The 21806-nt window shown below is 67.5% G+C and carries 10 protein-coding genes; 2 read left to right on the forward strand and 8 right to left on the reverse strand.

The features are described 5' to 3' along the window. The first annotated feature begins 3 nt into the window (after positions 1-3). Positions 4-2040 carry a M13 family metallopeptidase gene (locus tag ACQP2D_RS39375; RefSeq protein ID WP_433680973.1) on the forward strand — a complete coding sequence of 679 codons (2037 nt, stop codon included), beginning with the start codon at positions 4-6 and terminating at the stop codon, positions 2038-2040. A 171-nt stretch (positions 2041-2211) separates the two neighbouring features. Here ACQP2D_RS39375 and ACQP2D_RS39380 read toward each other — a convergent pair whose 3' ends face one another. From ACQP2D_RS39380 to ACQP2D_RS39390, 3 genes are all read right to left on the reverse strand, one after another. Further along, a complete protein-coding gene (locus ACQP2D_RS39380; RefSeq protein WP_433680974.1) occupies positions 2212-2556 on the reverse strand; it encodes a hypothetical protein in 345 nt (114 codons plus the stop codon). Between the two features lie 159 nt (positions 2557-2715). Further along, complete coding sequence (locus ACQP2D_RS39385) at positions 2716-3762, reverse strand: MAB_1171c family putative transporter (protein ID WP_433680975.1); 1047 nt, start codon at positions 3760-3762, stop codon at positions 2716-2718. 43 nt (positions 3763-3805) lie between these two features. Next, positions 3806-5518 carry an MFS transporter gene (locus tag ACQP2D_RS39390; RefSeq protein WP_433685901.1) on the reverse strand — a complete coding sequence of 571 codons (1713 nt, stop codon included), beginning with the start codon at positions 5516-5518 and terminating at the stop codon, positions 3806-3808. A 213-nt stretch (positions 5519-5731) separates the two neighbouring features. Between ACQP2D_RS39390 and ACQP2D_RS39395 the strand changes: the two genes are divergently transcribed. Next, positions 5732-6712 (forward strand): ABC transporter substrate-binding protein, encoded by a 981-nt coding sequence (locus tag ACQP2D_RS39395; RefSeq protein WP_433680976.1) that lies wholly within the window; start codon positions 5732-5734, stop codon positions 6710-6712. 201 nt (positions 6713-6913) lie between these two features. On the opposite strand, the gene ACQP2D_RS39400 is transcribed toward ACQP2D_RS39395, so the two are convergent. Genes ACQP2D_RS39400 through ACQP2D_RS39420 form a run of 5 tightly spaced genes read right to left on the reverse strand, consistent with a single transcriptional unit; the run spans position 6914 to position 21642 of the window. Further along, entirely contained in the window at positions 6914-11953 is a 5040-nt protein-coding gene (locus ACQP2D_RS39400) for an amino acid adenylation domain-containing protein (protein WP_433680977.1), read from the reverse strand. Between the two features lie 43 nt (positions 11954-11996). Beyond that, positions 11997-16517 carry an amino acid adenylation domain-containing protein gene (locus ACQP2D_RS39405; RefSeq protein ID WP_433680978.1) on the reverse strand — a complete coding sequence of 1507 codons (4521 nt, stop codon included), beginning with the start codon at positions 16515-16517 and terminating at the stop codon, positions 11997-11999. 11 nt (positions 16518-16528) lie between these two features. After that, entirely contained in the window at positions 16529-19543 is a 3015-nt protein-coding gene (nbtC, locus tag ACQP2D_RS39410; RefSeq protein ID WP_433680979.1) for a nocobactin polyketide synthase NbtC, read from the reverse strand. Further along, a complete protein-coding gene (locus ACQP2D_RS39415; protein WP_433680980.1) occupies positions 19536-20864 on the reverse strand; it encodes a polyketide synthase in 1329 nt (442 codons plus the stop codon). Before ACQP2D_RS39415 ends, nbtC begins: the two co-directional genes overlap by 8 nt. A 7-nt stretch (positions 20865-20871) precedes the next feature. After that, positions 20872-21642: a thioesterase II family protein gene (locus ACQP2D_RS39420; RefSeq protein WP_433680981.1), complete on the reverse strand. Its 771-nt coding sequence runs from the start codon at positions 21640-21642 to the stop codon at positions 20872-20874. Positions 21643-21806: the final 164 nt, after the last annotated feature.

Below are 21806 nucleotides of genomic sequence, written 5' to 3' on the forward strand. Positions count from 1 at the left end.
TTCGTGACATCAACCGGTCGTCCCGGCCAGCTGGACCGTCGTGCCTTCCTCGTGGCGCTCGGGGTGGTGCCCGCCGCCGTCGCCCTGGTCTCCTGCTCGAAGGATGCGCGTTCGGTGCAGCTCACCGGGGTCGATATGGGCGGCGCGGACCCGACGATCCGGCCGCAGGACGATCTGTACCGGCATGTCAACGGCCAATGGCTGCGCGAATACCAGCTGCCGCCGGATAAGGCCGCGGTCGGCGCGATCAGCGACGCCAGCGATCGGACGCTGGATCAGCTGCACGAGATCATCGAGGGCCTCGAGGATCCGAAGGCGGGTTCGGAGGCACAGCAGATTCGCGATCTCTACGACGCGCGGCTGGACGAGGCCGCCTTCGAAACGCTCGGCATGACGCCGCTGGCCGATCTGTTCGCCAAGATCGACGGCGCGGCGACCAAACCGGATCTGGCCAAGGTGATGGCCGAGCTGCCGATCTCCGGGCTGATCGGCATCGGTATCGGCATCGATCGCAAGAACTCCAACGCCTATATACCGACAATCAGCCAATCGGGAATCGGGCTCAGCGAGCAGTACTACCGCAAGCCGGAATACGCCAAACAGCTCGCGGGCTACAAGACATACCTGGAGAAGATGTCCCAGGGCGCGGGTTTCGCCGATCCAGCGGGCATCGCGCAGCGCATGGTCGATCTGGAGACCAAGATCGCGGCGGCGCATTGGGACAGCGTGCGCAATCGCAATACCGACGCCACCTACAACCTGATGAGCTGGCAGGAATTGGTCGCGCTCGGACCGCAATTCGATTGGGATCCGTGGATGACGGGCAATACCGATCGACCGCGCTCGCTGTTCGACAAGCTCGTGGTCGCGCAGCCCTCGTTCGTGACCGCGGCGGCGCAGCTGTGGGGCGATACCGATATCGCGCTGTGGCGGGAGTACCTGCGCGTCAATGTGGTCGCGGAGTATGCCCGCTTCCTGCCCAAGGCGATCCGCGACGCCCGCTTCGACTTCGTCGGCAAGGTGCTCAACGGGCTCGAGGAGCGACCGGAAGTCTGGAAGTCCGGCGTCGGCATCGTCAATGAGAATCTCGGCGACCAGCTCGGCAAACTGTATGTCGACAAGCACTTTCCGCCCGCCGCCAAGGATCGGGCCGAGCAGATGGTGGCCGACCTCATGGCCGCCTATCGGGAGAACTTCACCCATTCGTCCTGGATGTCGCAGCCGACCAGGGATGCATCGATCGTCAAGCTCGACAAGATCGAGGCCAGAATCGGCTATCCGGACAAGTGGGATGACTACTCCGCGCTGAAGATCACCAGGGGCAAATTGATCGAATCGCTACGTGCGGTAAGCGCTTTCGAATCCAAGAAGGCGTTCAATCGGCTCGGCACCCCGGTCGACAAATCCGAATGGGGTATGTCACCGCAGACCGTCAACGCCTACTACTCCCCGACCAGCAACCAGATCACCTTCCCGGCCGCCTATCTGCAGCCGCCGTTCTTCGATAAGGACGCCACCACCGCGGTGAACTACGGCGCGGTCGGCGCCACTATCGGCCACGAGATCGGCCACGGCTTCGACGATCAGGGCCGCAAATACGATGCCGACGGCAACCGCAGTGACTGGTGGACCCCCGAGGACCTGGCCGCGTTCGAGGCCAAAACCAAACAGCTGATCGAGCAATTCGATGTGCTGGTACCCGAGGGTCTCGATTCCAAATATCACGTCGACGGCGCGCTCACCGTCGGCGAAAACCTCGCCGACCTGCGCGGCCTGCAAATCGCCGTCGAGGCGTACCGCATCGCCGCCAAGCGCGAGGGCATCGAACCCGACTACCAGCAGATGTTCCTCTCCTACGCCCGCAGCTGGCGGGAAAAGCAGACCGAGGAATCCACCATCAGCCTGCTCCAGGACGTGCACGCCCCCAATGAATTCCGCTGCAACCAAATCGTCCGCAATATCGCCCAGTTCTACAACACCTTCACCGTCAAGGACGGCGACAAACTCTTCCTCCCCGAAAAGGACCGCATCGCCCTCTGACACTCGCCCCTGAAGAAGCCCGGCCCAACGCCGGGCTTCGTTGGTCTACTTCGCCGGTGCGGGTCGCGGGATGAGCGTGAAATAAGCCCGGCCGCTGTGCCGGGCTTACTCATGTGGAAGCGCTTCGCGCCGAAGAGCTTTCGCCGTCAGCGCGATTCGGAAACGGCCGGGTCAGAAGGCGCTGCCGGTTGAGGGCATGGGGAAGTAGCCGGGCCAGATGCCTGGGTAGCCGGGCCAGTAGCCCGGATAGCCGGGCCAGATGCGGTTGCCCCAGCCGCCGAGGCCCCAGCCGCCGCCCCAACCACCGCGGTCCCAACCACCATGGCCCCAGCCGCCGTAACCGTGGTGCCCGTGGATGTCTTCGGCCTGATCCACCTGGACGATGGCCGGGGACTGGGCCGGTTCGGCGAGGGCCGGACCGGCGACAGCCGCGATCGGGGCCAGGACCAGCGCGGACGTGATGGCGATACGGGCGACCAAGGGCCGGACGCGGCCGGCGTAATTCTTTTGCTTCATCGGAACTACCTCAATTCGGTATGCGTCAGTCGTCGATACCCCACGTGTTCATGGGTTCGACGTCGATGACTCCCGGACGAGAGGATCTACTGACCTATTGAACGTACCGCTATATAGCGGCACGTTCAATAGGTCAGTAACCGATGACGTGACAGCAGTTCATCGTCGGGGCCACGCGCGAGCCAGATCCAGCAGGTACCGGAGTTCGTCTGTGTGGTCCGACAGCGCAAACCCGGCGGCGCGACCGGTGGCGATGACCGGCGCAGACCTGCCATCAGCCTTCGCCTGTGCGGCTTGCGCGATGCACCGCGCGTATTCGCGGATATCGTCGTGCGCCTCGGCATCCGGGGCGAAGGGCTTCAATTGCACTAGGGCATCCCGGATTTCGACCGTCATCCGATACAGCCGCGACGCCGATCCGCCGGTGCCCGGACTCGCGGGCTCCAGCACCACCTCGGGTACCGCCGCGGTCAGCACGCGCCACAGCGGCCGCAGACGGCGACAGCACCGACCGGCCCGGTCCAACCCGGCCTGCGCCAGCAGCGCATTCCACAGCGGAATCGCGATCAGCGCGGTGAGCAGGACCAGAGTCGCGTACGTACCGATCGCCCAAGCGGGCCCGGCCTTGTCGGGGCGAGTGCCGTGGATCGTTCGTACCAGGGCGATCACCGAAGCCACCGCGCAATACCCGCCGACGACGAGCAGTGCGCAGTAGGTGAGCCGTTCCTTCGCGGTGGCGTCGGCGGTGCGCAGTTCCCGCACACAGGCCCGGACGATCAGTAAACCGGACCAGATGGTCGGCATCGCACTCAGGAACCACACCGTCGACCCCCAATCGACGGAAAAACCCATGTGCGTGCCGACCGTGCCGACCAGCACGACGCACCCGGCCGCGGCCGCGATCGCGTCATATGTGCGTTGGCGTCGAGCGGACATACCCACGTCCGCTCCGTCGAGCAGCCTGGCGAAGCCGAAGACATTGGCCACGGTCAGCGCGCCGAAGATCACGAACAGGTCGAACGCGAGGTCCGCGGAACCGAGCCGACCAACTGCCACGAAGACGAGCAGACCGATCAGATCCCATGCCAGCGCACGATTGATAAGGCGGTTGCTGAGGGTGTCGTTGACGAGCAGCCACCGACCGATGGTGATCGCGGCGACGAATACGCCGATCGCCACCATCACCGCGGCGGGCAGGGAGTTCATGCCCCCAGACAGTAGAACTCCGGTGCGCCGCGCACCAAGTGGATCAACGTGCGCCGACGAGTTCGTCGGCTTCGGCGAGTTCGGCCCGTTCATCCTCGACGTATTTGTCGCCGGCGCAGTACGAGGCCGCGGCGGCCAGGAACATCATCACGGCGGCCGCGACGAAAACAACGACCAGACCCGAGTGGAATGGCCCGGTGAGCAGATGTGGGAAGAACTCCTGACCGGTGAGGGTATCCGCATGCACGCCCGGCCTGGCCAATTCGCCGGTGGGGCCGAGCAATTCCTGGATCGGGTTGTAGCCGAGGAAGGCGGCGAACATGCTCGCCACCGGCGGCAGATCGGCGAGTTGGGTCGCAGCGCCCGCGGAGACGCCCTGGGCGCGCAGGCCGCTGTCGAGCGCCGACGGGAGGCTGGCGGCAAGGCCAACGACCATGAGCGAGAAGAAGATTCCCATCGACAGCGCATTGCCGCCGTTGAACAGGGTGCCGCGCATGCCCGAGGCGGCGCCGCGCTGCGCCGCGGGCACGCTCGACATGATGGCGGCGGTGTTCGGTGAGAAGAACAGACCGCAGCCGATGCCGTTGAGCAGGATTATCGCGGCGAAGACCCAGTAGTTGAAGTCGACCGGGACGATCAGCAGCAACAGGAAGGTGAGGCCCGCAAGGATCGCGCCACCGGTGGTGAACAGGCGCGAGCCGTAGCGGTCCGACAGCCAACCCGAAACCGGTCCAGCGGCAAGGAATCCCACGGTCAGCGGCAGCAGATAGATACCGGCCCACAGCGGTGTCGATTCGTAGTCGTAGCCGTGCAACGGCAGCCAGATGCCCTGCAGCCAGATGATCAGCATGAACTGCATGCCGCCGCGGCCGATGGACACCATCAGGTTGGCGAAGTTGCCGAGACCGAAGGCGCGGTTGCCGAAGAGCGACAGATGGAACATGGGCTCGGCGACCTTGGTCTCCACCACGCAGAACACGCCGAGCAGGGCGATGCCGCCGATGACCGCACCGAGCACCCACGGGTTGGACCAGCCCGTGGGGTGTCCGCCATAGGGCTGGATGCCGTAGGTGATACCGGTGAGCAGTGCGGTGAGTCCGAGACCGAAGGTGATGGTGCCCGCCCAATCGACCTTGCCCTTGGTCTGCTGGCCGACTTCGTGCAGCGAGCGGTACGACCAGATGGCGCCCAGGATGCCGATCGGCACACTCACCCAGAACACCGCGCGCCAATCCCATTCCGACAGCACGCCACCGATGATCAGGCCGAGGAATGAGCCAGCGACCGCGGCCACCATATTGATGCCGAGGGCGGTGCCGCGCTGCTTCGCCGGGAACGCGTCGGTGAGGATGGCCGTGGAGTTGGCCATCAGCATTGCGCCGCCGACGCCCTGCGCCACTCGCCAGATGATGATCCACATCGCGCCCGCACCACCGTGAAAGGGGTCGAAGGACAGCAGGACCGCGGTCGCGGCGAACACTGTGAAGCCGAGGTTATAGATCCGGACCCGGCCGAAGATATCGCCGAGCCGCCCGAACATCACCACTAGAACCGCGGTGACCAGCAGATATCCCATCAGCATCCAGAGCAGGTAGCCGACGTTGCCCGCCTCCAGCGGGTTCAGGCCGACGCCGCGAAAGATTGCGGGCAGCGAGATCAACACGATCGATGCATTGATCGCACTGAGCAGTACACCAAGGGTGGTGTTGGTCAGGACAACCCATTTGTAGTGCGGATGATCTCGGTCGTAGCGCATGCGGCGACGAATGGTCTGGATGTCGTCGAGATCGAGATCGGCGGATGGAATCGTCACGGCGGCCCCTTGCTGATTTATTACCTCAGCAAACTATATAATTAGCGGATGTAACGATCAAATCGAATCCCACCCTCCGGAACCGGCCGAGGTGTTCGCCGAGAGCGAGCCCGGATAGGTTAGCCTTGGCTGAGTTACCGCAAGGAGGGTTCCACGATGAAGTCTGTTCGGGCATCCCGGGTCTGGGCGCGGGCGGCGGTGGCCGCGCTGGCCGGTGCCCTGACCCTAGGTCTGGCCGCGTGCGGATCATCGAGCGACGACTCCGATTCCGGCGGCGCGGCGGTAACCATTACGCACGCGCGCGGCGAGACCACGATCGCTGGCACCCCGAAGAAGATCGTTACCCTCGGCAATCAATGGATGGACGCCGCGCTGGCGCTCGGCGTGGTCCCGATCGGCTACGTCGACAATGTCGCGGTGGCGTCCAAGAGCACGGCGCCGTGGGAACCCAAGTCCCTGGAGTCGGCGAAGTCCCTGAGCACCACCGGCAATCTCGCCGAACAGGTCGCGGCGCTGGAGCCGGACCTGATTCTGGCCGACCCGTTCATAGCGGATCAGAAGACCTACGACGAGCTTTCGAAGGTGGCGCCGACCCTGCCCGGTCTGTCCCAGGCTGCGGTGGCGCCGTGGCAGGAACAGGTCACCGCGCTGGGCAAGGTGCTGCACAAGCAGGACGCGGCGACCAAGGTGATCGCCGATGTGGACGCGAAGATCGACGCGATCAAGCAGGCGAATCCGGGCCTGCCGGGTAAGACATTCGTCAGCACCTGGCTGGCGAGTCCGGCGCAGCTGATGGTGCTGACCGACCCGAATGACGGCTCCAGCAAGGTCTTTACGCAGCTCGGCATGACCATTCCCAAGAACATCACCGATATGCCCGCCACCCAGGGACGCTTGGCGCTGTCACCGGAGCGGGTGGACGCGCTGCGGGCCGATCTGCTGCTGGCGGGCTACTCCCCGGGCATGGACGAGAAGTACCGTCAGCTGCCGGGCTATCCAGAACTGCCCGCGGTGCAGAAGGGCGCGGTCGCCTTCCTCACCACACAGGAGATCAGTGCGATCAATCAGCCGTCCGCACTATCGGTGCCCTACATCCTGAACAAGCTCGAGCCCTATTTCGCCGCCGCGGCGAAGTAGGTCTCCCGGCAGATTCGACGCTGCCCGTCGCCATCAAGGCGCGATTCGCCGACGACCTGCACTGGTGCGGATTCTTCGTGGCGGATTCGGATCCCGAAGAGCCGGTACCCGTTTCAGCCACCCGCTGCCGGTGTCAGGTCGGCCCGAACGAATAGCCCCCTCCGGTGCGTGCCGATCCTGCGGCACGCACCGGTCGCATGCTCAGCCCTGCGCGGCCCAGGAGTCCCGCAGCATGGCAAGGGCGTCCTGCGACAGCCCCGACGTCGTCATCGGCGCGTGCCGATGATCATCGGCGGATGTGGTGGGCTCGACCGCCGCCGGGCCCCCCGCATCGATCGCCGCGGCCAATGCGCCGATCGTGAAATGCTCGAACACCAACTGCGGGGTCAGTGCCAGCCCGGCCGCACCCGCCCTGGTCGCCCACTGGATGGCGATGATGCTGTCACCGCCGAGGGCGAAGAAGCTGTCAGCGCGGCCGATGTCGGTGGTCTCCAGCAACTCCTCCAGCAACGCAGCCAGTGTCCGCTCGGTGTCGGTCTGCGGCGGACCGTCCTCGATCTCGACCGGCATCACTGCGGCACCTGCGCGGTGCACGACCGTGCGTGTGGCGTCCCAGCCGTCTGGGGTCACGCTCAGATCCGATACCGCGACATCGGGTTTCGCGGCGAACGCGGCGATGGTCGCCACCAGCGCGTCGGCGAACACCGCACCGGTCGCGGGCTCGTAGAGATCGGAGTTGACCACCACGCGTACGGTCATCCCACCGCCGGTCTCGACCAGAAAATCCAGGTGCAGGTCCATGAACGCGACGTCGTACTGGGTTGTCAACGCGGTGACGGTGGTTGCGCCGTCCACGCTGAACGGAACCGGCTGCGGCCGCTGCCCGAAGTGCATCATCACCTGGAATAGCGGATTGCGGGCCAGCATCCGTGGTGGATTGAGGGTTTCGACGATCCGCTCGAACGGCACATCCTGGTGGCCGAGCGTGCCGAGCGCGGATTCACGTACCCGATCGAGCACGATGCGCGGAGTCGGGTCACCGGACAAGTCGTTGCGCAGCACGACCATATCGGCGAACAGGCCCATATTCCGATCGACGGCGGGACCGATTCGATTGGCGACGGTCGCACCGATCGGCAGATCATCACCGGCTCCGAGGGCGTGCAGCAGCACCGCAGCGGCGGCCTGGCACACCATGAATTCGGTCGCGCCGGACTCCTCGGCCAGCGTCCGCACGGCGTGCCAAGTTCCGCCCGACACGGTCCGCGTGGTGCTGACGCCTGCACAACCCAATCGGGACGGGCGGAGCCGATCGTGCCCAACCGCGATCTCCACCGGCAGATCGGCCAGGGTGCTGCGCCAGTGCTCGAGCCGCGCGGCGCCGTATTCGCTGAGCTCGACAGTGCCCGGCGCGTGGTCGAAATGGTGCTGTTGCCAGAGCGCGAAATCGGCGAATTGCAGGGGCAGTTCGGGGAACGACGGCGGCGCGCCGGCCAGCCGCGCCCGGTAGGCCGTCGTCAGATCATCGATGAAGATCCGGCACGACTCCACATCGGTCACCATGTGGTGCATCAGCACCGACAGCACGTGGGTCTGTTCATCCAGGTGATAGAGGTGCGGGCGGACCAGCAGTTCGTCGGCCAGGTCGAACACGTGCCCCGCCGCCGCGGCCAACTCACGTTCCAGCCGCGCCCCCGCGTCGGCCGGCGTGCCGCCGAGCACGGTACGCGGCAGCTCGACCGGTCCGGCTGGACGCACCAGCTGATGCGGTGTGCCCTCGTACTCGGGGAACGTGGTGCGCAGCGCCTCGTGCCGTGCCAGCACGTCGGCGACCGCCGCGGCCAGCACGTCGGCATCCACCGGTCCGTCCAGTCGGACCGCGAACCGGAAGTTCTCCCATTCGAAGGGGCCCTCCAGCCGCCGCCGCAGCCAGAGTGCGCGCTGTGAGTAGGACAGCGGAATGCGTTCCGGCCGTTCCTGCTTCGACGGGATGCCCGCCGTGTCCGCAATGGACGGATCGAACGACGCCGCGTCGTCGAGGTCGGCGCCGAACCGATCCCGATAGCTGGCGACCAAGTGGGCCGCCAGCCCGGCGACGGTCGGGGTATCGAATGGCGCGCGGACATCGATGTCCAGCCCGAAGCGCGCGCGGATCATGGTGACCAGCCGGGCCGCGAGTAGCGAGTGCCCGCCGAGTTCGAAGAAGGAATCGTCCGCGCCGATTCGGTCGGTGTCGAACAGTTCGCCGAACAGCGCGGCGACCCGGATCTCGGTCGGCGACTGCGGTTCTCGGTAGCTGCGCGATACGGTCAGCACCGGCTCCGGGAGCGCACGCCGGTCGAGTTTGCCGTGCGCGGTCAGCGGCACCGCACCGATCACCGCGAAGGCCGCGGGCACCATGTGTTCGGGCAGCGCGGCCGCGACGACCGCGCGCACCCGGACCGGGTCGATCTGGGCACCGGGCACCGGCACCAGGTAGGCGGCGAGGATCGCGCCGAGGGATTCATGCTCGGTGACGAGCGCGACACACTGCGCGACGTCGGGGTGGTCGGCCGCGGCCGCCTCCACCTCGCCGAGTTCGATGCGGAAGCCACGCACCTTCACCTGTTCGTCGGCGCGCCCGATGAATTCGATCTCCCCGTCGACCGTGCGGCGCGCGATATCGCCGGTGCGGTAGAGCCGTCCGCCGGGCACGAAGGGGTCGGCGACGAAACGCTCCGCGCTCTGCACCGGCCGGTGCAGATAGCCCCGCGCCAACTGCGGGCCGCCGAGGTAGATCTCGCCGACCACCCCCGGGGGCACCAGCCGCAGCGACTCGTCGAGCAGGTAGACGTAGACGTTGCGGTTGGGAAACCCGATCGGCACGATCCTGGCGCCCTGCGGACCGTCGACCGGCATCGAAGTCGAGCACACGACCGCTTCGGTCGGCCCGTAGTGGTTGCGCAGTTCGGCGTCGAACTGCGCGGCGAACCTATCGGCGATCTCGCCGGGCAGTGCCTCACCGCCGACCGGGACATGCCGCAGCGCCCGCCAGTCGTTGGATTCCGGGAGCAGCAGGAAGGTGGCCAGCATGGACGGGACCATGGGCAGCACGGTGATCCCGTGCCGAGCGATCAGTTCGGTGATGTACGGAATATCGCGATAGGCATTGGGTTTCGGGACCACGATGCAGGCACCGGCGATGAGCGGCAGATAGATATCGGCCAGCGATGCGTCGAAGCTGACCGAGGTAGCCTGCAGTACCCGCTCCGGGGTGCTGGTGTCCCAGTCCACGGCGAAGTTCACCAGATGATCGGCGATGGCGTCGTGCGGAACGGGCACGCCCTTCGGCTTGCCGGTGGAGCCCGAGGTGTAGATGACGTAGGCGGTATTCGAGGGCCGCAGCGGCGAAAGCCGGTCCGCGTCGGTCGGATCGGTGACCGGCAGCTCGGCCGCCTCGGCTTCCGCGGCGTCGAGTTCGGCCATGGCCAGTGAGCGCACCGGCCTGGCATCTGCGAGCAGATAATCGATGCGGTCGGCCGGGTAGCCGGGATCGATCGGCAAGTAGGCCGCACCGGACTTCATGACCGCCAGGCTGGCGACGATGAATTCGACCGAGGTGTTGAGCCGCAGCGCGACGAGGTCCTCGACCCGGGTGCCCTGACGAATCAACCAGTGCGCCAGCCTGTTCGCGCGCTCATTGAGGCCGCGGTAGCTGAGTTCGACGGTATCGGAGACGATGGCGACCCGGTCCGGTGTGGTCACGACCTGACGCTGCACCAGATCGACAAGTGTGGTGGCGGGCAGCTCGACCAGCGGTCCGTGCGACACCGCGAGGATCTCGTCGCGGCCGGCGGCGCCGAACATGTCGAGATCGCGTACCAGGTTGCGTGGATCGGCCACCGCGCTTGCGAGCAGCCGCAGATAGTGGTCGAGCAATCGGGACACCAGCGGTCGGTCGAACTGGTCCACCAGGTAGGTGGCCTCGACTCGGGCATCGGCGTCGTCGAGCACAACCATGAAACCGAGCGCCTCCTGCGCGACCGAAGCGGCCAATTCCAGCTCGGTGGCGGCGATATCGGGCAGGTCGAAGCCGTTCGCACTGCCGCGCACACTGAAGCTGAGTTGGACCAACTGCTCGAGGCCGTCGCGGCCGGCCACCCGATCCGGGCGCACCGCGCGGACCACCTGCTCGACACCGATGCCCTGATGGCCGAAGGCGCTGGCGCAGCCATCCCTGGTCGCATCCACCAGTTCGGCGAAGGTCTGCGCGCCCGCGGGGCGGGCACGTAGCAGCAGCGTGTTTCCGAAGTAGCCGATGAGCGCCTCCGCCGCGGCGCCGCGGCGATCGGTTACCGGCATCGCTACGAGGAAATCCGTTGCCGCGGTGTAGCGCTGGATCAGCGCCTGGAACGCCGCGAGCAAGACCATATACGGGGTAGCGGCATGATCTCGGGCCACCGTGGCGACCCGATCCAGCAGATCCCGCGGCAGTGTCGCCACGTATTTGTCCGCGGCTCGGCTCACCGGGCCACCGGCCCGACCGGGCAGCTCCAACCGCTCGGGCAGCGGGGTCAGCGTGGCGCGCCAGTACGCCAGGTCGGCCGCGTCCTCGGCGGTCCGCTCGGTGAGCGCGACATCGGCGTACTGCACGTGGATTTCGAGCAGTTCACCGGACGCGCCGCGGTAGGCGGCGTTGAGTTCGCTGAAGAAGACCGGCCAAGAATCGTCATCCCAGCCGATGTGATGGATCACCAGGATCAGCGCATGCTCGGCGGCGCCGGTGCGGACCAGCAGCACCCGCAGCGGTGTCTCGGCGGTCAGGTCGAAGGGCCGACCGAACTCTCGCCGGGCCAGCACCTCCACCCGCCTGGCCCGCCCGTCTGTCGGCGAGTCGGTGAGATCATGCTGCTGCCAGGCGATTTCGGCGTCCGTGTGGGAAACCTGATACGGCTGTCCGTTGGCGTCGACATGGTAGGTGGTACGCAGGATTTCGTGCCGGGCCAGTACGGTATCGAACGCGGCCCGCAATCGCGCCGCGTCGAGCGGGCCGACCAGCCGATAACCGACGCACACATTCAGCGTGGTGTCCTCGGGATCGACCGTCTGCAGGAACCACATTCGCTGCTGCGCCGAGGACAACGGTGCGGGTGCACCCACCGCCCTGGTCGGCGCCTGCGCGAGGCTGGTCGCGGTCAACTGACGTTCCTGCAGACGCTGCCGCAGTAGCCGCTTGCGCCGCTCGAGAATATCGTCCGACATCGCAAAATCCTTTGAATGAGCGTGGTTCTGGGGTTTCGATCGATCAGTTGGCGCCGACGGCGACCGCGGAAACGGCACGCTCCAGCGCGGCGACGGCGTCATGCCAGAGCCGGGTGAGCCGGTCCACTTCTGCCGCCTCGAACAGCGCCTCGCTCCAGCGCAACATGGTGACCAGCTGCGGCCCGGCCGCGGTGGTGCGCACGCCGGCGATCACGTCGAGCGCGTACCGCAGCGGAAAATCCGGTTCCGGTATGCGCGGCAGACATTCGTGCAAGGCCAGGTCCGGGATCGGGGTCCACGGCTGACCCGCACCTGCGAGGTCGAATCGGCCGAGGTAGTCGAACAGCACCTGTGGTCCGTCGGCACGCACCAGTTCGGCCTGCCGGTCGAGGTAGCGCAGCACGCCGTAATCCGCTCCCTCGTTCGGCATATCGGACAGGTGGGCGGCAACCGCATCGAGCAGCGCGGCCGCTCGCGCCGGATGCCGCTGTGCCACTGCGATATCCACAAAATCCGCGCCGGGGCCGAGCCGGACCGGCACGATGCTGGTGAACCAGCCCACCGTGTGCGCGGTGTCGACCTCGGGACCGAACACCGCATCCTGGCGGCCGTGCCCCTCCAGCGCCAGGTAGGCACCGGCCGTGGCGTCCTGACCGCGTTCGACGCGCCAACTCGCCAGGGTTATGGTCAGTGCGGTGAGCAGGAATTCGCGCACCCCGGCCGATCGGCCGCCGAGACCGTGCAGGATCGCCGCGGTCGCCTCCGCCGAGGCGGGCACCGGGCTCACCCGGTAGGAGCCCCACGTGTCGGTGCGCGGGTCGGGCCGCCGACTGCCGAGCACCGGGTCCGGGCCCGTGACCTGGCGCACCCAGTAGTCACGCTGGGCCGCAACCGCTTCCGCGCCCGCGCGGCCCGCGAGCAGACGTGACCACTCCCGATAGCCGGTGTGTTCCTGCGGCGGGTCCGGTGCCTGTCCGGCGCGCAGCCGCGCCCAGCCCGCAGCGAGATCGGCGCTGATGACATGCCAGGACACCGGGTCGACCGCTAGGTGGTGGATGGTCAGCAGCAGCACATCGGGTGCGTCGGCCCGGACGAACCACACCGCGCGAATCATCGCACCGGCGAACGGATCGATCTGCTCGGCCACCGCTCGCGCCCGCTCGCTCAGCAAAGTCTCCAGATCGCCGGTGACTCGCACCTGGGACAGGATGTCCTCGGCCCGCACCGCGCCGGGAGCGCGGGTGCTCAGCCCGTAGTCGGTGGCCGACGCGGTGAACACCGACCGCAGCAGATCGTGCCCGTCCAACAGCGATTGCAGCACAGTGGTCAGACTCGCGGCATCGATATCCGTTGGCAGCTCGAGCAGATTGCTGAGGGCCAATCTGCGGTAGCCGCCGTACTCGTGCATCCACGACACGATCGGCACCGGGCCCACCGGGCCATAGTCCGCCACGCGGGCCGTGGGGGCGGTCTCGGCGCCCGCATCGATGCGAGCAGCCAGCTCCCGAATCGTCGCCGAACCGAGCACCATCCGTGGACTGACCGAAATACCCTCGCGGCGTAACGAATTCACCAGCGAAATGGCCACGATGCTGTCCAACCCGAGGCCCACCAGGTCGTCATCGATGCCGGGCGTCGAGCCGCCGGACAGATCGGTGAGCACCGCGCACAGTCGGCGTTCGGTTTCGGTGCGCGCGGGCGCCGCCCCGGCGGCGGTCAGTTCGGTCAGTGCCTGTGTGGCGAGCCGCTTGGTGTCGAGTTTGCCGTTGCTGGTCACCGGTAGCTGGCCGACGACCAGAATGCGTTGCGGGACCATATATCCGGGCAATCGCTCGGCGAGCGAGGCACGCAGCACAGCGGCGTCGAGGCCGACGCCGACCGCGAAGCCGACCAGGCTCGGTCCGCTGGCCCGGCGCACCACGATGACCGCTCCCGCACGCACCCCGGGCAGCGCGAGCAGCGCCGTTTCGATATCGCCGAGCTCGATCCGGTAGCCGCGGATCTTCACCTGGTCGTCGGCCCGCCCCAGATAGGCGAAATCGCCGGAAGGCAAGCGCCGCACCAGATCCCCGGTGCGGTACATCCGCTCGCCCACGCGGTAGGGGTCGGCGACGAACCGCTCGGCCGTGATCCCCGGCTGACCCGCGTAGCCGCGCGCCAGCTGCGCGCCGGACAGGTACAGCTCACCCGCCACGCCGACCGGGACCAAGCGCAGGCCGGAGTCGAAGACGTAGCCGGTCATGCCGGTCACCGGCGCGCCGATGGTCGGCTCGGCATCGGCATCGGTCACCGCGGCCACCACCGCCTCGACCGTGGTTTCGGTCGGTCCGTAGCAGTTGTGCACGGCGGTATCGGGCAGGGCACACAACTGTTTCCACAGGGACGCCCCGATGGCCTCGCCGCCGAGCGCGAGCACCGCCAGCCGGATCCGGCCCAATTCGACCAGACCGGCGCCCGCCAACTGGGTGAACATCGACGGCGTTGTGTCGATCATGTCCAGCTCATGGCGCACGATGCCCTCGACCAGCCCGCGTGCGTCGCGCATCTCCTCGTCCTCGAACAGGTGGATCGCATGGCCGTCGAGCAGTCCGATCAGCGGCTGCCAGGACGCATCGAAACTCAGCGACCAGGCATGGGCAATGCGCAGCGGCCGTCCGAGCCGAGCCACCGCGGGACGGTACACCCGGTCGCGGTGGTCGGCGAAATAGCTGGCCAGCGCGGCATGCGTGCCCATGACGCCCTTCGGTTCTCCGGTGGAGCCGGAGGTGAAGATCAGATAGGCGCACCGATCCGGTCGGCCCGCGACCGGTGCGGCGATCGGCAGGTCATCGGCACGCGCGTCCAGCGGCAGCGTCGGCGGCAGGTCGGCGATTTCGGCGAGCGCGTCCGCGCTGTCACCCAAGACCAGTCGCGGGCGCGCTCGGCGCACAATGGACTCGATCCGCGTAGCGGGCAGGGTGAGATCCACCGGCACGTACGCGGCACCCGCGGACAGCACGGCGAGAATCGCGACGATCGAGCGGGCCGACCTCGGCATCGCCAGTGCGACAACATCTTCCGGGCCGATACCCCGCGCGATCAGGACAGCCGCCAGTCGACCAGCGGCGTCCGATAGTTCACGATAGGTGTAGCGCTCGTGCGTGGTGCTCAGCGCGAGCGCGTCCGGCGTCGCGGCGACCTGGCGTGCGAACAGCTCCGGCACGCTGCGCCCGACCACGTCCGCGGCGGTGGCCGCGGGTGGCAGCGGGGCCTCCCCTGGCAGCAGGATGTCGCAGGCACCCGGCCCCCGCTCGCCGATTTCTGGCAGACCGCGCAGCACCGAGATCAACCGTGCGCCGATGTCCTTGCCCGACAACGCGCCCAGGGCCGCGTCGACGCCCTCGATCACCACCACCAGCTGCCCTTCCAGCAGGAACGAGGTGACCGCGAGCGGGTAATGCGTGAGGCTTTCGGAGGCGATCGGCCGGAACCGGGTGCCGTCGGCTGTGACGGTGGGTTTCAGGACATCGCCGATCGGAGCGTTCTCGAAGACGAACAGCGTGTCGAACAGGGTGCCGACACCCACCGCGCGCTGGATCGCGGACAGGCTCACATACGCCAGATCGCGCATGACAGCAGATTCGCGCTGCAGCACCCGCATGGCCTCGACACCGGATCGGTTGTCGTCCAATCGGATTCGGGTGGGAATGGTGTTGATGAACAGACCGATCATGGTCTCCACGCCGCTCAGCTCGTCCGGGCGGCCGGAGACGGTGGTGCCGAAGACGACGTCCTGGCGGTCGGTGAGCCGGCCGAGCAGAATCGCCCAGGCGTATTGCACGACGGTATTCATCGTGAGCCCGTTGGCGCGCGCCCATCCGGTCAGCCGCTCGGTGTCGGCGGCGCCCAGCGTCAGTGTGTGGATCGCCGGGACAGTGGTGTTCACTGCGCCATCGCGGCGATCGGCGAGGATGAGCGGGTCGAGTCCGTCCAGGTATTCGCGCCAGCCGCCGACGGCCGCGTCATTGTCGCGGGCGGCGAGCCAGCCGATGTAATCCCGGTACGGCCGGGGCGCGGGCAGCGCGTCCGGCGCCGCGCCCGCCTGGTACAACGCGAACAGTTCGCGGAAGAAGACGCCGAGCGACCAGCCGTCGAGCAGGATGTGGTGCGCGGTGATGACCAGCCGCCGCTGCTCGTCCGGCAACGTGGCCAGCAGCACCCGCAGCATCGGGCCGCGCGCCAGGTCGAACGGGCGGCGCGCCTGCGCCGCGACGATATCGTCGAGTTCGCCCGCAGCGCAGTCGCATTCGGTCCATGGCAGGTCCACGGCGACGGGCACGATCTGTACCGGCCGCGGCAGATCGCGGTCCCAAAACGCGGCCCGCAGGTTGGCATGGCGCCGCAGGATCGCCTCGACGCTGCGCCGCAGCAGGGCGATATCGACCGGACCGGCGACCTCGAGCACGAATTGCACCGCGTAGAGGTCGCCCTCCCCCGCCAGCCTGGCCAGTGAGAACAGACCCTCCTGCAGCGGGCTCAGCGCGAGCACGTCCTCGATTTCGGGCGCGGGCGTGTTTTCCGCCATGACGGGCCTCCTCAGCCTTGGTTCTCGGATACGAGCAGCACGACCTCATCGAGGGACGCACCCCGCAGGATCGTCGTCACCGGCACCTCGCGGTTCAGCGTCGCCTTGATCCGAGTGCGCAGATCGAGCGCCTGTAGCGAGTCGATGCCCAAGGCGACCAACGGAATCGAGCCGTCGATGGCTTCGGCACCGTCGCCGAGCATCACCCGATCGAGCTCGCGGCGAACGACTTCCGCGATACTCGCGGGGATCTGCGGTACGACGGTCGTGGCAGGAGCCGGTGCCTGCGGTGTTGCCGACCCGGGTGCTGGACGCGTCAGCTGATCCCACAGCGGCGCGAAAACCGGGGCCAAGCCGACGGTTTCGCAGACTTCACGCAGCCGCCGCCAGTCCGCTGCCAGCACCATGCTGTTGCGGGAGCGATCGGCCAGACCCGCCGCAATCGCCTGAGCGGGCGGCATCGGCAACAGTCCCGCACCCGCGATCCGGGTTTCCATCTCGGCGTGGTGTGGCAGTTCCCACAGTCCCCACTGCACCGCGACGCAGTCTCGCCCGTCGGCCCGCAGCCGGGTGGCGAGCGCGTCCAGCATGCGATTGGCGCCCGCATAGAGCGCCTGGTCGCGGCCGCCGAGCGTGGCCGCGAACGAGGAACACAGCAGCACTGTGGCGTGCTCGGCCAATGGCACGGTGCGCAATACCGTATCGAGGCCGAGTACCTTCGCGTCCGTGGTTGCCGTGACCGCTGCCGCGTCGAGTTCGGACCACACATAGCTGACCGCGGCATGCACCACGAGGTCGACCGGACGTGTGGAGTAGCGCTCAGCCAGGTCCGCCACCGCGGCGGCGTCGGTGATATCGCAGGCCACAACCTCGATCTCGGTCGAGCCGAGCGCGCGCAAGGTCCGCAGTCGCTCGGTGAACTCCGGGCTTTCCCCGCGTCGGCTCACCAGTGTGATGCGCTGCGCGCCGTCGCGGCAGAACTGCTCGCAGAACCGTAGGCCGACGTGCCCGGTGCCACCGAGGATCAGTACCTCGTCCAGGTCCGGAGCCGATGCGGCGCTATCGGATTCGACGACGCGTAGGCGCTTGGCATACGGCTTGCCCCCGCGCAGTGCAAGTTCCGGCTCGCCCACCACATGCAGCGCATCGATGACGCGATCCGCCAACGACTTCGGGTCGAGCACAGCCGCGTCCGGCGGCAGATCCAGGTGCCGGAACGCGATACCGAGATGGTCGAGAGCGAGGGACCGGAACGCGGCCGCCGCCGCGCTGTGCCCCGGTGCGGCGACCTCTGTCGCAGCGACCGTCTCGGCACCCGTTGTCACCAGCCAGCATTCGGTGACACGGGATGCGAAGGCGGGCCGTCGGTCCATCGTGGCCGCGAAATCGGCCAACTCGGCCACGGCTCCCGCCACGTCGACAGCAGGGGTCGTCGGCAGCAACAGCACCACCGTGTCGGCGTCCGAATCCCCGTCGAGTACTTCGGCGCCATATCGGGGTGCCCGCTCCGCCAGGGCAATGGCGAGTTCGGCGGCGGAACCGGCAAGCAACAGTCGACGCGGTTCGGCGGGCGAGCGCCGCGACAGCGCGGTCCACTCCTCGACCAGCCGCACAGATGGCGCTGCTACCTCGGCAATATCGTCCTGCGTCGAACGGTAGGACGCCCACAGCTTTTTCGGGTTCAGCACGGTCGGCGGGAAATCGCGCAGCGGCAGAGCCGGGGTGTCGGTAGACGCACCGGTGCGCAGCGCCGCCCAGGGATAGTGCAGATCGTGCACTGCCACTTCGGCGAGATTGCGGGTGAATTCGCCCAGTCCGGTCGCGGTGCGCAGTGACGTGCCGACCACCTGGAACGCGTGCGCACTCGATGCCAGATTTTCCTGCAACACCACCTGCAATGTCGGATGCTCGGCGATCTCGATAAAGGTGTCCACCGCATCCGCCGCGGCCGCGATCGCCCGGTCGAAGCGGACGCGGTTGCGCAGATTCCAGTACCAGTACTCGCGCTGGCGCAGATCGGGTGTCAGTGCGGCACCAAGAGTGGCGCCGTAGCAACCGATTTCGCTCGGCGCGAAGGTCGCGTCGGCGAGCTCGGAGGTCAGCACCCGTTCGAAATCCGTCCGCAGTTCGGTCATCACCGAGGTGTGCGCCGGATAGGCGACCTGAATCTCCTTGGCGAAGCGGTCCTGCTCGGTCGCGGCCGCGACCAGGTCCGCGATCACGCCGCGCTCACCGGCCACCGCGACCAGTTGCGGTGAATTGACCACGGCGATCTCTGCCCAGCCCGATTGCCGGGCCAGCATTGCCTCACAACTCTCGCGATCGGTGCCGATCACCGCCATCGCGTAAGCACCGGAAGCGACCCGCTCGGCGAGCACCGCGCGATGCGTGACCACCAGTACGGCCTGGCGCGGTGTCACGGTCCCCGCGACGGCGCAGGCCGCCAGTTCCCCCTGGCTGTGCCCGATCGTCGCGGCCGGGGAAACGCCGGCCGCCCGCCACATGGCGGCGAGGCCGAGCATGTGGAACATCCTGGCGGGCTGCATATCCGCCAGCGTCTCGGCCGCGTTGTCCGCGGTGCCGAGCAGATAGCGCAGCGGCCGGTCGTGCCCGAAGCGGTCCTCGTGCAACGCCGCGTACCCGTCCACGACGCTCCGGTAGTCGGGCGACAGGTCGTAGTACAGCCGCCCCATGCCGGGATGCTGGCTGCCCTGGCCGGGGAAGACGAATCCGACGCGACGCGTGCTGGCCGGACCGTTCGAGCGCACCACCGCGTCGTGCGGCGCGTCATCCACCACGGCGTGCAGCGCGTCCAGCAACTGCGTGCGTTCGGTCGCCATCACAAGTGCGCGGAACCGACGCGCGGAGCGCGTTCGAAATAGCATGTCCGCCAGTTGATCCGGGGTAACGCGCGGATGCTCGACCAGGTAGGCGTGGATCGCGGCGGCCTCGGCGCGTACACCAGCAGCGGTATCGGAGGACAGCAGTACCGGGACCGTGCCATCCGGCAGACGATGGCTAGACATCGGTGTCCTCCCACTCCGGCATGGCGACGATGGCGTGCGCATTGGTGCCCCCGACACCGAACGAGGACACTGCCCCGTAGCGGACGCCGTCCACCGGTTCCCATGGCTCGAATTTCGTGGCCAAGCGCAAACTCGTGGACTCCCAGTCGATTGCGGTGGTCGGATTGTCCGACCACAGGCTCGGTGCGATGTGGCCGTGCGCGCCACACAGCAGCATCTTGATCAGGCCGAGAATCCCCGAAGCTGCCTGCGCGTGACCGATATTCGACTTCACCGACCCCAGCTTCGCGCCGCCACCGGCTCGGTCCGGCGCACCGTAGGTCTTGGTCAGGGCGGTCAATTCCAGCGGGTCGCCGACCGGGGTGCCGGTGCCGTGGCCCTCCACCAGTCCGATCAGTTCCGCGGGAAGCTCGGCGGCGGCGAGCGCGTCCCGGATCAACCGTTCCTGGGCGGGCGCGCTCGGTACGGCCAACGCCACGCCCTTGCCATTGTGGTTGACGCGGGATCCGAGCAGCCGGCCGTGGATCCGATGCCCGAGCCGCCGTGCCCGCGATTCCCGCTCCAGCACAATGACGCCCGCGCCCTCGCCCCACAGCGTTCCGGTGCTGTCTGCGGAGTAGGGGCGGCAGTGACCGTCACGGGCCAGGGCATTGGCCTTGGAGAACTCGACGAACATGCCCGGCGAACCCATGACACACACCCCACCGGCCAGTGCCCACTCGCATTCACCCGCGCGGATCGCGGCCGCGGCCTGGTGCACCGCGGTCAACGACGACGCGCAGGAGGTGTCGACGCTGATCGACGGACCGACCAGTCCAAGGCTGTGCGAGATCCGCCCCGCCACCGCGCCGAGCGCCGTTCCGGTCACCCGAAATCCGCTGAGCGCACTGACCTCAGCCATCCGCGGCCCGTACTCCAACGCCGAAACACCCATCCAGCAACCGGCCCCGTCACCGTCGAGCGCGGCCGGGTTCAGACCCGCGGCCTCCACCGCACGCCAGGCAACGCGCATCGCCACGCGCTGCTGTGGATCCATGGCCACCGCCTCACGCGGGGTGATGCCGAAGAAGGCCGGATCGAATTCCACGGCCCCGGTGAGGAATCCGCCCGCGTCGCGAACATCGGACCACCCCTCGTTCCGACCGAGCGAAAACAATTGCGCGAGCGGCCATTCCCGGTCCCGCGGAAATGGACCGATGAGTTCCCGCGATTCGGCCAGTGCCGACCAGAAGGTTTGTGGACTATCGATTCCCCCCGGCGCCTCCACCGCCATTCCGACAACGACGATGTGGTCTTCGCCCCCGGTAACAGATCCTGCCATGGTGAACCTAACGTGGAGAAACGGACTGTCTTTCGCGAACGGCCGCAGCCAGCACCTCGGCGATGCCGTCGACGTGGTCGTGCAGATAGAAATGTCCGCCGTCGAAAAGGGTTACCGCGTATCCGCTTCGGCTGTGTGCGGCCCAGGCGCGCAAATGCGCGACGGTGACGAACTCGTCGTCGACGCCGCCGAGGGCCTGGATCGGGGCGTGCACCTGGACATCCGGATCGCAGACATAGCGGTCGAACGCGCGGTAGTCGGCCTTGAGCACCGGCAGCGCCATCCGCATGATCTCCCGGTTGGCCAGCAGGTCGGCGCCGGTGCCGTCGAGTGCGGCAAGCCGGTCCAGCAGGGCCTCGTCCTCGTCGGGATGTGGTGGTTGGTCCGCCACCAGCGGCGGCGCGACCGCGCTGGAAACGCCGAGCAATGCGACCTCGACACCGGCGGCTTCTGCCTGACGCACGAATTCGAAGGCCACCATCGCGCCCATGCTGTGTCCGAATGCGGTCACCGGAACATCGCGTCGATAGGGCGATTTCAGGAATTCCGCGAGTGCACCCGCGGCCAGCTCGGCAATGGTGGCCGGAATCGGCTCGGCGGCCCGGTCCTGGCGGCCGGGATATTGCACGACGGCGACATCGAAATCCGCGCTGAATCGCTTGGAGAATCCGCGATAGGTCGAGGCGCCGCTGCCCGCGTGCGGAAATACCACCAGGAGTGGACAACTCTCCGAGGTCGGTTTGTGGAATTGACGAATCCAGCCAAGGGCTTTCGGCATCACAACGGCTCCTACATCGCGCGGTGTCAGCCGAGCAGCCACTGCGGCGGAAGAATTCGACCACAACGGACGCCGACCCTTGTCGACCTCCTCGGACGGTCCGGGCCACGCTGACCGATGGAGGTTAGCATAGGATAACCTTACTGCCATATCGCCAAGGTGAT

Source organism: Nocardia sp. CA-119907 (genome assembly GCF_050955995.1).
In the GTDB taxonomy this organism is placed as follows: domain Bacteria; phylum Actinomycetota; class Actinomycetes; order Mycobacteriales; family Mycobacteriaceae; genus Nocardia.

Bases quoted from the DNA above. Each gene is read 5' to 3' on its own strand.
- ACQP2D_RS39400 (WP_433680977.1), bottom strand. From the start codon at position 11,953: ATGTCGGACGATATTCTCGAGCGGCGCAAGCGGCTACTGCGGCAGCGT.
- ACQP2D_RS39390 (WP_433685901.1), bottom strand. From the start codon at position 5,518: ATGCGCTACGACCGAGATCATCCGCACTACAAATGGGTTGTCCTGACC.
- ACQP2D_RS39395 (WP_433680976.1), top strand. From the start codon at position 5,732: ATGAAGTCTGTTCGGGCATCCCGGGTCTGGGCGCGGGCGGCGGTGGCC.
- nbtC (WP_433680979.1), bottom strand. From the start codon at position 19,543: ATGTCTAGCCATCGTCTGCCGGATGGCACGGTCCCGGTACTGCTGTCC.
- ACQP2D_RS39415 (WP_433680980.1), bottom strand. From the start codon at position 20,864: ATGGCAGGATCTGTTACCGGGGGCGAAGACCACATCGTCGTTGTCGGA.
- ACQP2D_RS39380 (WP_433680974.1), bottom strand. From the start codon at position 2,556: ATGAAGCAAAAGAATTACGCCGGCCGCGTCCGGCCCTTGGTCGCCCGT.
- ACQP2D_RS39405 (WP_433680978.1), bottom strand. From the start codon at position 16,517: ATGGCGGAAAACACGCCCGCGCCCGAAATCGAGGACGTGCTCGCGCTG.
- ACQP2D_RS39385 (WP_433680975.1), bottom strand. From the start codon at position 3,762: ATGAACTCCCTGCCCGCCGCGGTGATGGTGGCGATCGGCGTATTCGTC.
- ACQP2D_RS39420 (WP_433680981.1), bottom strand. From the start codon at position 21,642: ATGCCGAAAGCCCTTGGCTGGATTCGTCAATTCCACAAACCGACCTCG.